The organism is Streptomyces sp. NPDC020597, from assembly GCF_044335095.1.
Classification (GTDB): Bacteria; Actinomycetota; Actinomycetes; order Streptomycetales; family Streptomycetaceae; genus Streptomyces.
Window position 1 is genome coordinate 20,387 of record NZ_JBIRUL010000037.1, and the last position, 12,701, is coordinate 33,087.

Annotated in this window: 12 protein-coding genes; 7 read left to right on the forward strand and 5 right to left on the reverse strand. The window is 71.4% G+C overall.

Annotation, left to right across the window (positions count from 1 at the left end):
- The first annotated feature begins 93 nt into the window (after positions 1-93).
- The 3 genes from ACH4ZA_RS35850 to ACH4ZA_RS35860 all read left to right on the forward strand — a co-directional run bounded on the left by ACH4ZA_RS35850 (position 94) and on the right by ACH4ZA_RS35860 (position 3,479).
- Entirely contained in the window at positions 94-1,485 is a 1,392-nt protein-coding gene (locus ACH4ZA_RS35850; RefSeq protein WP_398433324.1) for a sensor histidine kinase, read from the forward strand.
- Positions 1,482-2,150, forward strand: coding sequence for a response regulator transcription factor (locus ACH4ZA_RS35855; protein ID WP_319275767.1), 669 nt, complete (start codon positions 1,482-1,484; stop codon positions 2,148-2,150). The genes ACH4ZA_RS35850 and ACH4ZA_RS35855 overlap by 4 nt, the downstream gene beginning before the upstream one ends.
- A gap of 111 nt (positions 2,151-2,261) precedes the next feature.
- Positions 2,262-3,479 (forward strand): cytochrome P450, encoded by a 1,218-nt coding sequence (locus tag ACH4ZA_RS35860; RefSeq protein ID WP_398433325.1) that lies wholly within the window; start codon positions 2,262-2,264, stop codon positions 3,477-3,479.
- Here the strand turns inward: ACH4ZA_RS35860 and ACH4ZA_RS35865 are convergent.
- The 3 genes from ACH4ZA_RS35865 to ACH4ZA_RS35875 form a co-directional block, all read right to left on the reverse strand.
- On the reverse strand, positions 3,462-3,704 hold the full coding sequence (locus tag ACH4ZA_RS35865; protein ID WP_398433326.1) for a hypothetical protein: 243 nt from the start codon (positions 3,702-3,704) through the stop codon (positions 3,462-3,464). The two genes, ACH4ZA_RS35860 and ACH4ZA_RS35865, sit on opposite strands and share 18 nt — an antisense overlap.
- Before the next feature lie 333 nt (positions 3,705-4,037).
- Complete coding sequence (locus tag ACH4ZA_RS35870) at positions 4,038-5,621, reverse strand: ABC transporter permease (protein WP_398433327.1); 1,584 nt, start codon at positions 5,619-5,621, stop codon at positions 4,038-4,040.
- Complete coding sequence (locus ACH4ZA_RS35875; RefSeq protein ID WP_398433328.1) at positions 5,618-6,511, reverse strand: ATP-binding cassette domain-containing protein; 894 nt, start codon at positions 6,509-6,511, stop codon at positions 5,618-5,620. Before ACH4ZA_RS35875 ends, ACH4ZA_RS35870 begins: the two co-directional genes overlap by 4 nt.
- Before the next feature lie 73 nt (positions 6,512-6,584).
- Here ACH4ZA_RS35875 and ACH4ZA_RS35880 point away from each other — a divergent pair, with 73 nt between their 5' ends.
- Entirely contained in the window at positions 6,585-7,082 is a 498-nt protein-coding gene (locus tag ACH4ZA_RS35880; RefSeq protein ID WP_319275758.1) for a MarR family transcriptional regulator, read from the forward strand.
- A gap of 170 nt (positions 7,083-7,252) precedes the next feature.
- Here the strand turns inward: ACH4ZA_RS35880 and ACH4ZA_RS35885 are convergent, their stop codons facing one another.
- On the reverse strand, positions 7,253-8,116 hold the full coding sequence (locus ACH4ZA_RS35885; RefSeq protein WP_398433329.1) for a diacylglycerol kinase family protein: 864 nt from the start codon (positions 8,114-8,116) through the stop codon (positions 7,253-7,255).
- Between the two features lie 206 nt (positions 8,117-8,322).
- Between ACH4ZA_RS35885 and ACH4ZA_RS35890 the strand changes: the two genes are divergently transcribed.
- The 3 genes from ACH4ZA_RS35890 to ACH4ZA_RS35900 all read left to right on the forward strand — a co-directional run bounded on the left by ACH4ZA_RS35890 (position 8,323) and on the right by ACH4ZA_RS35900 (position 12,035).
- Positions 8,323-9,606 carry an adenylosuccinate synthase gene (locus ACH4ZA_RS35890; protein WP_319275754.1) on the forward strand — a complete coding sequence of 428 codons (1,284 nt, stop codon included), beginning with the start codon at positions 8,323-8,325 and terminating at the stop codon, positions 9,604-9,606.
- A 184-nt stretch (positions 9,607-9,790) separates the two neighbouring features.
- Positions 9,791-11,632: a 5'-nucleotidase C-terminal domain-containing protein gene (locus ACH4ZA_RS35895; protein WP_319275752.1), complete on the forward strand. Its 1,842-nt coding sequence runs from the start codon at positions 9,791-9,793 to the stop codon at positions 11,630-11,632.
- A 109-nt stretch (positions 11,633-11,741) separates the two neighbouring features.
- A complete protein-coding gene (locus ACH4ZA_RS35900) occupies positions 11,742-12,035 on the forward strand; it encodes a hypothetical protein (RefSeq protein WP_057577892.1) in 294 nt (97 codons plus the stop codon).
- A gap of 13 nt (positions 12,036-12,048) precedes the next feature.
- Here ACH4ZA_RS35900 and ACH4ZA_RS35905 read toward each other — a convergent pair whose 3' ends face one another.
- Positions 12,049-12,699: a hypothetical protein gene (locus ACH4ZA_RS35905; protein ID WP_057577891.1), complete on the reverse strand. Its 651-nt coding sequence runs from the start codon at positions 12,697-12,699 to the stop codon at positions 12,049-12,051.
- Positions 12,700-12,701: the final 2 nt, after the last annotated feature.

Consider the following 12,701-nt stretch of genomic DNA (forward strand, 5'->3'; position numbering starts at 1 on the left):
GGGCCTTCGGACCCGTAGTACCTGAGAGGGATCCGCCGGAACCCCTCTCACTGGTGACGACCGTGCCCCCTCGCTGCGCCTACCGTTTTCCTCGTGACCGACACGACGCAGACGCACAACACGCCCCCCGGCGACCCGGACGAGTCGTTCGAGGCCTACCGGCCGCGCAGCCCGGAGTTCCGGGCGGCGATGGACGCCCTGCGCGGCCTGCGGCGGGACCTGTTCGACGACGCCTTCGCCTACCGCCCGCTGCCCCGCAAGGAGGAGGCCGGCCGGCTCGCCCGCAACTGGAAGGGCCGCAAGCGCGAGTACGCGGCCTGGTCGCGGCACACGGTGGTCGCGGCGGCCGGCGCGCTGTCGGCCCTGATCGCCTTCACGGACAGCGGCGGCGGCCTGCTGGGATTGCTGACCGGTCTGCTCGTCCTGGCGCCGGCGCTGATGACGCTGGTAAGGCCGGTCGGCGCTTTCTGGCTGTCGATGGCCTCGACCTCGGCGGTCGCCGTGTTCGGCACGACGTACGGGAACTGGCCGTGGCTGCCCGGCAGTTACGTCACCCACCTGGTCGTCCTCACGGTCGTGGCGATACGCACCCGGCCGCGCACGGCGGCCTGGATGTGGCTTCTCACGGCCGTCTACGGCTTCGTCGCCGAGACCGTCTTCGGCTGGAGCCACAAGGTCACGAACACCGCGTCCATGCTGGTCTTCTCCGCGATCCTGCTGCTCGCCGTCACCGTGTGGCACATCCAGCGGCAGGCCCGGCAGGAGGTCACGGCCCAGCAGACGGTGACCGCGCACGAGCGGTCCAGGCGCACCCTCCTGGAGGAGCGCACCACGATCGCCCGTGAGCTGCACGACGTGGTCGCCCACCACATGTCGGTGGTCGCCATCCAGGCGGAGGCCGCCCCCTACCGGGTGGAGAACCCGCCGCCGGAGCTGGAGAAGGCCTTCGCGACCATCCGGGAGAACGCGGTGGCCGCGCTCACCGAGCTGCGCCGGGTGCTGGGCGTGGTCCGCGCCGAGGACTACGACGTCCCGGACGCCCCGCAGCCCACCCTCGCCGAGCTGGACGCGCTGATCACCAACGTGCGGGAGACCGGCCTGGACGTGGAGAAGGGGGTCACGGGGGCGGTGCGCGAGCTGCCGCAGGGGGTGGAGCTGTCGGCGTACCGGATCGTCCAGGAGGCGCTGAGCAACACGCTCCGCCACGCGCCCGGCGCGAGCGCCCGGGTGGAGGTCGGGTACGTTCTGGGCGGGCTCGGGCTGCGGATCGTCAACGGCCCTCCGCCCCACCCGGCCCTGATCAAGCCCTCGCCCGGCGCCGGCCACGGCATCACCGGCATGCGGGAGCGGGTCACGATGCTGAACGGCGAGATGACGGCCGAGGCGACGCGCGAGGGAGGGTACGAGGTGACGGTGTTCCTGCCGGTGCCGCCGTCCACGGAGCGCTCCTGCGCCGCGCCCTCTCCGGGGGAGGGTGGGGCATGACGATCCGGGTTCTGATCGCCGACGACCAGATGATGGTCCGCGAGGGCTTCTCGGTCCTGCTGAACGCGATGCCGGACATCGAGGTGGTGGGCGAGGCGGTGAACGGCCGGGAGGCGGTGCACCGGGTCCGCGAGCTGGCTCCCGACGTGGTCCTGATGGACATCCGCATGCCGGAGCTGAACGGCATCGAGGCGACACGGGAGATCGTCGCCGCGGACGGCACGGCGAAGGTCCTCGTCCTGACCACCTTCGACCTGGACGAGTACGTCTACCAGGCGCTGCGTGCGGGAGCCTCCGGCTTCCTGCTGAAGGACGCCTCGGCCCGCCAGCTGGCGGACGGCGTGCGGGTGGTGGCGGCCGGCGAGGCACTGCTCGCCCCGTCCGTCACCAGGCGTCTGATCACGGAGTTCTCCAAGCTCTCGGACACCCCCGGGTCCGTCCGCGCGGCCGTCCAGGCGTCCTACGGCGACCTCACCGAACGGGAGACGGAGGTGCTGGTCCTCATCGCCCAGGGCCTGTCGAACTCGGAGATCGCCGAGCGGCTGGTGGTGGCGGAGTCGACCATCAAGACGCATGTGAGCAGGATCCTGGTGAAGCTGGGCCTGCGGGACCGCACCCAGGCGGCGGTGTTCGCCTACGAGGCAAGACTGGTGACCCCGGGCTAGTGCCCCCGGGCCGTCCGGGCACCCGGGCTCGGCGTGGTGATCGTGCCGTGCAGAGCGGCGCGTGGCAGGACCCCCTGGTCAGGACGCCGGTCCACGGGCTAGCGTCCGTGCATGGCAGCAGCTGACGACCTCGCGTTCGACCCCTGGGACCCCGCATTCGTGGCGGACCCGTACCCGGCCTACGCCGAGCTGCGGGAGCGCGGGCGGGTGATCCGGTACGAGCCCACCGGTCAGTGGCTCGTACCGGGGCACGCGGACGTGTCGGCCCTGCTGCGGGACCGGCGGCTCGGGCGCACGTACCAGCACCGGTTCACGCACGAGGAGTTCGGGCGCACCGCGCCGCCCGCCGAGCAGGAGCCGTTCCACACGCTGAACGACCACGGGATGCTCGACCTGGAACCGCCGGACCACACCCGGATCCGTCGGCTGGTGTCGAAGGCGTTCACCCCGCGCACGGTGGAGCGGCTCGAGCCGTACGTGCGCAAGCTGGCCGGCGAGCTGGTGGACGCGCTGGCGCGGGCGGGCGGCGGCGATCTGCTGAGTGACGTCGCCGAGCCGCTGCCGGTGGCCGTGATCGCCGAGATGCTGGGCATCCCGGAGACGGACCGGGGGCCGCTGCGGCCCTGGTCGGCGGACATCTGCGGGATGTACGAGCTGAACCCGTCGCAGGAGACCGCGGCGAAGGCCGTGCGGGCCTCCGTCGAGTTCACCGCCTATCTGCGCGAGCTGATCGCCGAGCGGCGCAAGGAACCTGGCGACGATCTGATCTCCGGGCTCATCGCGGCGCACGACGAGGGCGACCGGCTCACCGAGCAGGAGATGATCTCGACGGCGGTGCTGCTGCTGAACGCCGGCCACGAGGCGACGGTCAACGCCACCGTCAACGGGTGGTGGGCGCTGTTCCGCAACCCGGACCAGCTGGCCGCCCTGCGCGCCGACCATTCGCTGGTGCCGTCCGCCGTCGAGGAGCTGATGCGGTACGACACCCCGCTGCAGTTGTTCGAGCGGTGGGTTCTCGACGACATCGAGATCGACGGGGTCACCGTGCCGCGGGGAGCCGAGATCGCCATGCTTTTCGGGTCGGCGAACCACGATCCCGCGGTGTTCGCCGACCCTGGCCGGCTCGACCTCACCCGGGCGGACAATCCGCACATCTCCTTCAGCGCGGGCATCCACTACTGCATCGGCGCGCCGTTGGCCCGCATCGAGCTCGCCGCGTCGATGAGGGCCCTGTTGGAACGGGCTCCGACGCTGGCCCTGGCGGCGGAGCCGCGACGCAAGCCGAACTTCGTCATCCGGGGCCTGGAGGGCCTATCGGTCACCCTCTGACCCGCCGCCGTCGCGGCGGTCGCGCCGGTCGGGCCGGTCGGGCAGCAGGCCGGCGACCGCCGCGTGGGCGAGGACCGGCAGGGCGGCTCCCGCGAGGAACACCAGCGGGAGCTCGGTGAACAGCACGCCGAGGTCCATGCCCTGCTGCTCGAAACCGCGGCCCAGGTGGGTCCGCGTGCGGTCGGAGGAGAGCCACAGGGAGACGGCGGTCAGCGCGCTCGCCATCGAGATCACGCATCCGCCGCATCCCACCGCTCTTCGCCCCATACACGGGGGACGCCACAGGCTCCCGTCCGGTTCGCCGCCGACCGGCGCCGCGACCGGCGGCAAAGCCCGCACCCCGGTCACCGCCCCCCGGCCATTGCCCCCGGTCACAGCCACTCGCCCGGCCACGCCCGGCCACAACCAGCCCCGCCACCCCCTGGTCACAGCCCCCGGTCACCGCCCCGGTCGCAGCCGCCGTCCCCCGGTCACCGCCACCGCCCGGGCCCGGCCCCGGCCACGATTCCGCCACCGCGCTCCCCCCGCCACGACGGCAGCCGCCGTCGTGGCGGACGGTCACGTCGTCAGGTCCCGCCGTCGCAGTCCCGCGAGGCCGGCGGCGGACAGGACCGGCGTCGACAGCAGCAGGAGCAGCACCGGCCCCCATTCCATGCGGCCGCCGGGCAGCTTCGGCAGGTGGGCGAAGGGCGAGAGGTCCAGGACCGCCGACGGCGCGTTCAGGGCCGGGCCGATCCAGCCGAGGAGAAGGATCGCGGCGGCCACGCCCCAGCCCGCCGGGGCCAGTCGCGGAGCCCATCCGTACAGGACGAGGGTCAGGGCGCCGACCGCCCACACCGCGGGCAGCTGCACCAGGCAGGCGCCCAGGACCGGGAGGGTCTGCCTGCCGTAGCCGGCGGCGAAGCCGAGGCCGGCGAGGAGCATGATGAGGGCCGCGCCGCCGAAGGCGATCGCCAGATGGCCGGACGCCCACCGCAGCCGTCCGACCGCGTTCGCGAGCACGGGTTCCGCCCGCCCCGACGTCTCCTCGCCGTGCAGCCGGAGCACGGACGCGACGACGAAGAGGGACGCGATCAGCCCGAGCATGCCGATCATGGAGGCGAGGAACGCGTCCGTCAGCCCCGACTGCCCGCCCATCCGCTCGATGATCTCGCGGGCCTTGTCGTTGTCGCCGACCAGGTCGGCGGCGCCCTCGGTCAGGCCGCCGTAGACGACGCCGGCGAGGAGGAATCCGATGCTCCAGCCCAGCACCCCGCCCCGCTGCAGCCGCCAGGCCAGGGCGAAGGCGCTGCCGAGCCGTCCGACGGGCGGCCCGGGGAGGGTCGGCAGGAAGCTCATGCCGACGTCCCGGCGGCCGGCCAGACCGTACGCGAGCGCGCCCTGGGCGAGGACGGCCGCCGCGAACAGGCCCAGCACCCACCACCGTTCGTCCGCGAACGCCCGCAGGTTCTCCAGCCAGCCGAGCGGCGAGAGCCAGGTCAGCGCGGACGAGCCGTCGGCCTCGGCCGAGTCGCCCGCCGCCCGCAGGACGAAGGCCGCGCCGAGGACCGCCGCCGTCAGCCCGCGCGCCAGCCGTGCGCTCTGCGTCAGCTGGGCGACGATCGCCGCCGTCGTCGCGAACAGCATGCCCGCCCCGGCCAGGCCGAGGCCGAACGCGACGGCACCGGCCGCGCCGTGAGCCGCGAGGCCCGCCGCGACCAGCAGACCCAGGGCGGCGTTGGCGACGGCCGCCGCGAGCAGGGCCGCCGTCAGGGAGGCGCGCCGCCCGACCATGCCGGAGGCGATCAGCTCCTGACGGCCGCTCTCCTCCTCGTCGCGGGTGTGCCGCACGACGACCAGCAGGCTCGTCACCGCGGCGAGGGCAGCCGCGTACACGCCGACCCGCCAGGCCGTCAGCGCGCCGACGGAGTCGTCGAAGACGGGGCCGATCAGCGCCCGGAGGGAGGAGTTGGCGTCCATCTGCCGCAGCAGGTCGGCCCGGGCGGCCGGGGTGTCGTACAGGCCCTCGAGGCCGGCGGGCATGGACAGCACCATCAGCGTGTTCACGGCGATCCAGACCGGGATCAGCAGCCGGTCGCGGCGCAGCGCGAAACGCAGCAGCGCTCCGGTGCCGGTGAGTTGGGGTGCGACGAAGGCCGTCACTGTGCCGTCTCCTGGTAGTGCCGCAGGAACAGTTCCTCCAACGTCGGCGGCGTCGACGTCAGCGACCGCACGCCCGACGCGCTCAACGACCGCAGCACGGCGTCGAGTCGGTCGGTGTCGACCTGGAGGCGGACCCGTCTGCCGTGCACCTCGAGGCCGTGCACCCCCGGCAGGTGCGCCAATCCGTTCGGGGCGTCGGCCAGTTCGGCGGTCACGCTGGTGCGGGTCAGATGGCGCAGGTCGGCCAGGGAGCCGGTCTCCACGGTGCGGCCCTTGCGGATGATGCTGACGCGGTCGCACAGCTCCTCGACCTCGCTGAGGATGTGGGAGGACAGCAGGATCGTCCGGCCCCGGTCGCGTTCCTCCGTCACGCAGCGCTGGAAGACCTCCTCCATCAGGGGGTCCAGGCCGGACGTCGGCTCGTCCAGGATGAGGAGGTCGACGTCCGAGGCGAACGCGGCGACCAGGGCGACCTTCTGGCGGTTGCCCTTCGAGTAGGTGCGGCCCTTCTTGGTGGGGTCCAGCTCGAAGCGGTCGATGAGCTCGGTGCGGCGGGCCGTGTCGAGGCCGCCGCCGCGCAGTCGTCCGTACAGGTCGATGACCTCGCCGCCGGAGAGGTTGCGCCACAGGGTGACGTCGCCGGGCACGTAGGCGATGCGCCGGTGCGCCTCGACGGCGTCCTTCCACGGGTCGCGGCCGAGGATCTGCGCGGCGCCCGAGTCGGCGCGCAGCAGGCCCAGCAGGACGCGGATGGCGGTGGACTTGCCGGCGCCGTTCGGCCCGAGGAAGCCGTGCACCTCACCGGCCTCGACCTCCAGGTCGAGCCCGTCGAGCGCGTGGGTGCGGCCGAAGGACTTGTGCAGTCCGGACACCGTGATGGCCTTCGTCATGATGCCGAACGTACGCTACCTTCAGAAATTTGTGAAGTTAAGGAAGTGCGTGAACCGTCGATAGGATGGGGGCATGACCGAAACAGATGCGGCGGGGCGGGACGACGAGGCCGTGTCCCGGTTCGTCGAGTCCTTCGCCGCGCAGCTCGTCGAGGCCGGGATGCAGCGCATGCCCGCCCGGGTCTTCGCCGCGCTCCTCTCCTGCGACGAGGGCGCGATGACCTCCGCCGAACTCGGCGGACAACTGAGGATCAGCCCCGCCGCCGTGTCCGGCGCGGTGCGTTATCTGGCCCAGCAGCACATGGTCTCCCGCGAGCGCGAGCCCGGCTCACGGCGCGAGCGCTACCGCGTGCACAGCAACCAGTGGTATGAGGCGCTGACCAATCGCGAGTCCGTGCTCAAGCGGTGGGAGGGGTCCCTGCGCGAAGGCGTCGAGAGCCTGGGCGCCGACAGCGCCGCGGGCCGCCGGATGTCCGAGACGCTCGCCTTCTTCGAGTTCGTCGACACCGAGATCGCCGCCATGATGGAGCGCTGGCGGCTGCACCGCGCACAGCTCTTCGGCGACGGCTGAGAATCCCCTCCCCGCAGGCCCCGGGCCCCGTCAAGTCTCCCGGGGCCTGCGGGCCGCCGTTCGTCCTGCTTCCTGCTTCCTGCTTCCTGCTTCCTGCTTCCTGCCTCCTGCGACCTGCGACCTGCGTCCTGCCCCCTGCCTCCTGCGACCTGCGTCCTGCGTCGTCCGGCTCACTGCGTCGCCGGCAGGGTCAGCGCCAGTGCTCCCGCCCGCACGGTCCACGTCCGCCGCCGTACCGGGCCGGCGACCGCGGCGTCCGCCCGGTAGCGGAAGTCGGCCCCCGAGACGGTCACCGTCCGCCCGTACGCCTGCAGCACGGCCGCCTCCGCGCCCACCGACGAGGGCCGCACGACCACCTCGGCCGATCCCGAGACGCCGGGCGTCACCGAGACCGCCTCCACCGGCTGGTCCAGGTCGACCAGGGTCGTGCCGTCGACCTCGACCCGCAGCCGCGCCGGGCCGGGCGGGAACGGGGCGGCGACCGGCCTGGAGGGCCGGGAAGGCCTGGAGGGCCGGATGGGGACGAGCGTGCGGACCAGCGACTGCAGCCAGGGACGCCCCGAGGGGTCCGCCGGCAGGATGCCGCCGCCCGTCGGCGGCGCGGGGATCCGCAGCGCTCCCAGCACCACCCCGTCGCTGTCGTCGACCAGCAGGTCCAGCCGCCGCTCGGACCCCTCCAGGACGGCCCGCGCCGCCGCGACCGGGCTGGTGGGCACCCCCAGGGCGTGCGCGAGGCTCAGGGAGCCGCCCACCGGCACCACCGACAGCACGCATTCGGCCAGAGCCCGCTGCCGGTGCAGCAGGGCCACCGCCCGGGTCAGCGCGCGGTCGTCGCCGATGACCACCGGCCGCCGCGAGCCCCGCCGGGCCAGCGCCCGGGCGAATTCCTCCGGATCCTCCGGCACACACACCTTCGTGCTGGCCGCACCCGCGCTGAGCACGTCTTTCGCGATCCGCACGGACTCCCCGTCCGCGCGCCGGGAGACCGGATCGATGATCACCAGCAGCTGATCGGACGTCGCGAAAGTCGCCACCTCGGTCCTGCCTCGCTTCCTCGGGTAGCATCTTTGTGCAAGAGCCCCTTGCGCTATTGCGCCAGGGGCTTCGTCTATTCCGGGGCATCCGGGTCCGACAACGGGCGACCAACGACGGTCGCGGCGCTCGCGGTGAACGCGGTGGAACGATCCACCGCGTACGCCCCTGACCTTGGACATGCCCCACCCGGAAGGGGTGTACGCGCGTGCCCGCACTTGTGCTGCTCGGTGCTCAGTGGGGTGACGAAGGCAAGGGAAAGGCCACCGACCTGCTCGGTGGCTCGGTGGACTATGTGGTGCGTTACCAGGGTGGCAACAACGCCGGCCACACGGTCGTCGTGGGCGACCAGAAGTACGCACTCCACCTGCTCCCTTCCGGAATCCTGTCTCCCGGCTGTACGCCGGTCATCGGTAACGGTGTCGTCGTCGACCCGTCGGTCCTGCTCTCCGAGCTGAGCGGTCTGAACGAGCGCGGCGTCGACACGTCGAAGCTGCTGATCAGCGGCAACGCGCACATCATCACTCCGTACAACGTGACTGTCGACAAGGTGACCGAACGCTTCCTCGGAAAGCGCAAGATCGGCACCACCGGCCGGGGCATCGGTCCGACTTATGCCGACAAGATCAACCGGGTCGGCATCCGGGTCCAGGACCTGTACGACGAGTCGATCCTGATGCAGAAGGTCGAGGCGGCGCTCGACGCCAAGAACCAGCTGCTGACCAAGCTGTACAACCGTCGTGCGATCGCCGTCGACCAGGTCGTCGAGGAACTGCTCGGTTACGCGGAGAAGCTCGCTCCGTACGTCACCGACACGGTGCTCGTCCTCAACCAGGCGCTGGAGGAGGACAAGGTCGTCCTGTTCGAGGGCGGTCAGGGCACGCTCCTCGACATCGACCACGGCACGTACCCCTTCGTCACCTCGTCCAACCCGACCGCGGGCGGCGCCTGCACCGGCGCCGGCGTGGGCCCGACGAAGATCAGCCGGGTCATCGGCATCCTCAAGGCCTACACGACCCGCGTCGGTGCGGGCCCCTTCCCGACCGAGCTCCTCGACGAGGACGGCGAGGCGCTGCGCCGCATCGGCGGCGAGCGGGGCGTGACCACCGGCCGCGACCGCCGCTGCGGCTGGTTCGACGCGGTCATCGCCCGCTACGCGACCCGCGTGAACGGCCTGACGGACTTCTTCCTGACCAAGCTCGACGTCCTGACCGGCTGGGAGCAGATCCCGGTCTGCGTGGCGTACGAGATCGACGGCAAGCGGGTCGAGGAACTGCCCTACTCGCAGAGCGACTTCCACCACGCGAAGCCGATCTACGAGACGCTGCCCGGCTGGTCCGAGGACATCACCAAGGCGAAGTCGTTCACCGACCTGCCGAAGAACGCCCAGGCGTACGTGAAGGCGCTGGAGGAGATGTCCGGCGCCCCGATCTCCGCGGTCGGCGTGGGTCCGGGCCGGGACGAGACGATCGAGATCAACTCGTTCCTCTAGTCGCGGCGGGAGCCGTCGTCGGCGGTACGTGGCGGCGGTGCGTCGTCGGCGGTGCGTCGGCTTGGGCCGGTCTTGGACATCCTTGACCGGCCCATGGCCTGTTCGCGGTTACGCCCGTAACTGGCGGAAGCAAGCATCTACGCGGGTAGTTGCCCTCCTTCCCCACCAGTTCCAGGAGCCCCGAATGCCCCTCAACCCGACGAACGACCCCATGAACCGCCGCGAGTTCGTACGGAAGTCCGCCGTCACCGGAGCGGCCGTGGCCGTGGCCGGCGCGGTCGGTTCCGGCACCGCCGAGGCCTCCACCGGCGGCGACGGTCATGCCCCCGGGAAGACGCCGCGCACCTGGTCCTTCTCCATCCTCGGCACCACCGATCTGCACAGTCACGTCTTCGACTGGGACTACTACACGGACGCCGCGTACACGGACGGCAAGGGCAACTCGGTCGGCGTCGCACGGGTCGCCACGCTCGTGAAGCAGCAGCGGCAGGCCAAGGGGGAGGGGCGCGTCCTCCTGGTCGACGCCGGCGACATCATCCAGGGCACCTCGCTGGCCTACTACTTCGCGCGCGTCGACCCGATCACCGGGACCCACGGCAGGAAGGGGCCCGAGCACCCCATGGCCGTAGCCATGAACCACATGCGCTACGACGCCGCCGCGCTCGGCAACCACGAGTTCAACTACGGCATCGACGTGCTGCGCCGGTTCGAGAAGCAGTGCCGCTTCCCGCTGCTCGGCGCGAACGCCCTCGACGCGAAGACGCTGCGGCCGGCCTTCGCCCCGTACACGGTGAAGAAGATCTGCGTCCCCGGCGCCCCCGACATCAAGGTCGGCATCCTGGGCCTGACCAACCCCGGCATCGCCCTGTGGGACAAGGACAACGTCAGCGGCCGGATGGTGTTCCCCGGGCTGGTGGAGCAGGCGAAGAAGTACGTGCCGCGGCTGCGCGCCCTGGGCTGCGACGTCGTCTTCCTGACCGACCACTCGGGCCTCGACGGCTCCACCTCCTACGGCGACGCGCTCCCCTACGTCGAGAACGCCTCCAACCTCGTCGCCGAGCAGGTCCCCGGCATCGACGCGATCCTGGTCGGCCACACGCACGTCGAGGTGCCGTCGTACACGGTCAAGAACGCGGAGACCGGCGAGGACGTCCTGCTCTCCGAGCCGTACTGCTGGGGCTACCGGCTCAGCGTCTTCGACTTCGAGCTCGAACTGCGCCACGGGCAGTGGAAGGTGACCGGGAAGACCGCACAGACCCTCGACCCCAGGGGCGTCGACGAGGACCCGGAGATCCGCAGACTGCTCCGCGCCGACCACGACCTCGTCGTCGGTTACGTCAACACGCCGGTCGGCACCTGCACGGCGGACCTCTCGGCGGCGGAGTCCTGCTGGAAGGACGTCCCCGTCATGGACTTCATCCACGAGGTCCAGACGAGCACGGTGGCCGCCGGACTGTCGGGCGCCGACGCCGCCCTGCCCGTGATCTCCGTGGCCGCGCCCTTCAGCCGCACCGCCGACATCCCGGCCGGCGACGTCACCATCCGCGACATCGCCGGGCTCTACATCTACGACAACACCCTGTACGGCAAGAAGCTCACCGGCGCCCAGCTCAGGGACTACCTCGAGTACGCGGCGAAGTACTACCACCAGGTGCCGGCGGGCACGCCGGTCGACACCGCGACCCTCACCAACGCCAACGGCTTCTGGGACTACATGTACGACACGGCGGCAGGCGTCTCGTACGACATCGACATCGCGCAGCCGGAGGGGTCCCGGATCAGGAACCTGACCTACCGGGGCGCCGCGGTCGCCGACGGCCAGGTCTTCGTCGTCGCCGTCAACAACTACCGCGCCAACGGCGGCAGCGGCTACCCGCACATCGCCGCCGCCGACATCGCCTACAGCTCCACCAACGAGATCCGGCAGCTGATGATCGACTACGTGACGTCCAAGGGGACTCTGGACCCGGCCGGCTTCGCGGACGCCGACTGGAAGTTGACGCAGGCCGGGAAGGCGGTCTTCTAGGGCGTGCTCCGTCCATGCCGCTCCCCTGGGGCATCGAGGGAGAAATGCCGCATACAGGACTACTCTGAGGGTGACATCCGTGTGTGCCGACCAGAGGAAGGTGACTGCGATGCGCGTGATGCTGAAGGCGTGCATGGACACGGAGAAGGCGAACGAGGCGATCCGCAGCGGGACCCTGGGCAAGCTGATCCAGGAGTCGATGGAGCAGATCAAGCCCGAGGCGGCCTACTTCACCACCGATCACGGCAAGCGAACCGCCTACGTGTTCTTCGACATGCAGGACAGCGCTCAGATGCCCGTGCTCAGCGAGCCCTTCTTCCTCAACCTCGGGGCAGAGGTCACCTACACCCCGGTGATGAACGCGGAGGACGTCGAGAGGGGTCTGTCCCAGCTCGGCCGCTGACCGGCCGGCCGGCTCAACTGAAGACGATCATCGACCCCTGCGCCAGACTCCGCGTCGCCGCCGCGTGCAGTCCGAGCCAGACGTGCCGCTCGCGGGCGAAGGGGCTGGGGTCGTACGGCGCCGGAACAGCCGGCTCCTCCAACTCGGTGGGACCGGCGGGCGGTTGGGGGGCCGCCGGGGGATTGGCCGGATCGATGCCGATGGACGGGGCCACGAACTCCAGCTCCCGCAACAGCGACTGCGCGGAGCCCAGCGGGCCGCCGCCCGCGAGGAGTTCGTCGTTCGACAGCGGCTGCGGGAAGTCCACGGGGACGTAGGCGCCCGCGTGGTCGTAGTGCCACACCAGGTGGGACTGCTGGGCCGTCGCCTGGAACATCTCCAGCAGCTGCTCGTAGTCGCCGCCCAGCTCGTCCACCGGCGTCACCGGCAGCTGGCACACCTGGAGCAGGTAGACGCGGCGCAGGAAGTGCAGGGCGTCGTAGTCGAAGCCCGCGACCGGGGCTACCTCGCCGGACAGGCCCGGCATGTACTGGTACACCGGCACCGGCGGGAGCCCTGCCTCCGCCAGCACCTTGTTGTACTGGGCGAGTTCGTCCGCGAAGGGGTTGTCGGGGGTGTGGCACAACACGTCGACGAGCGGCACCAGCCACAGGTCACAGGCCAAAG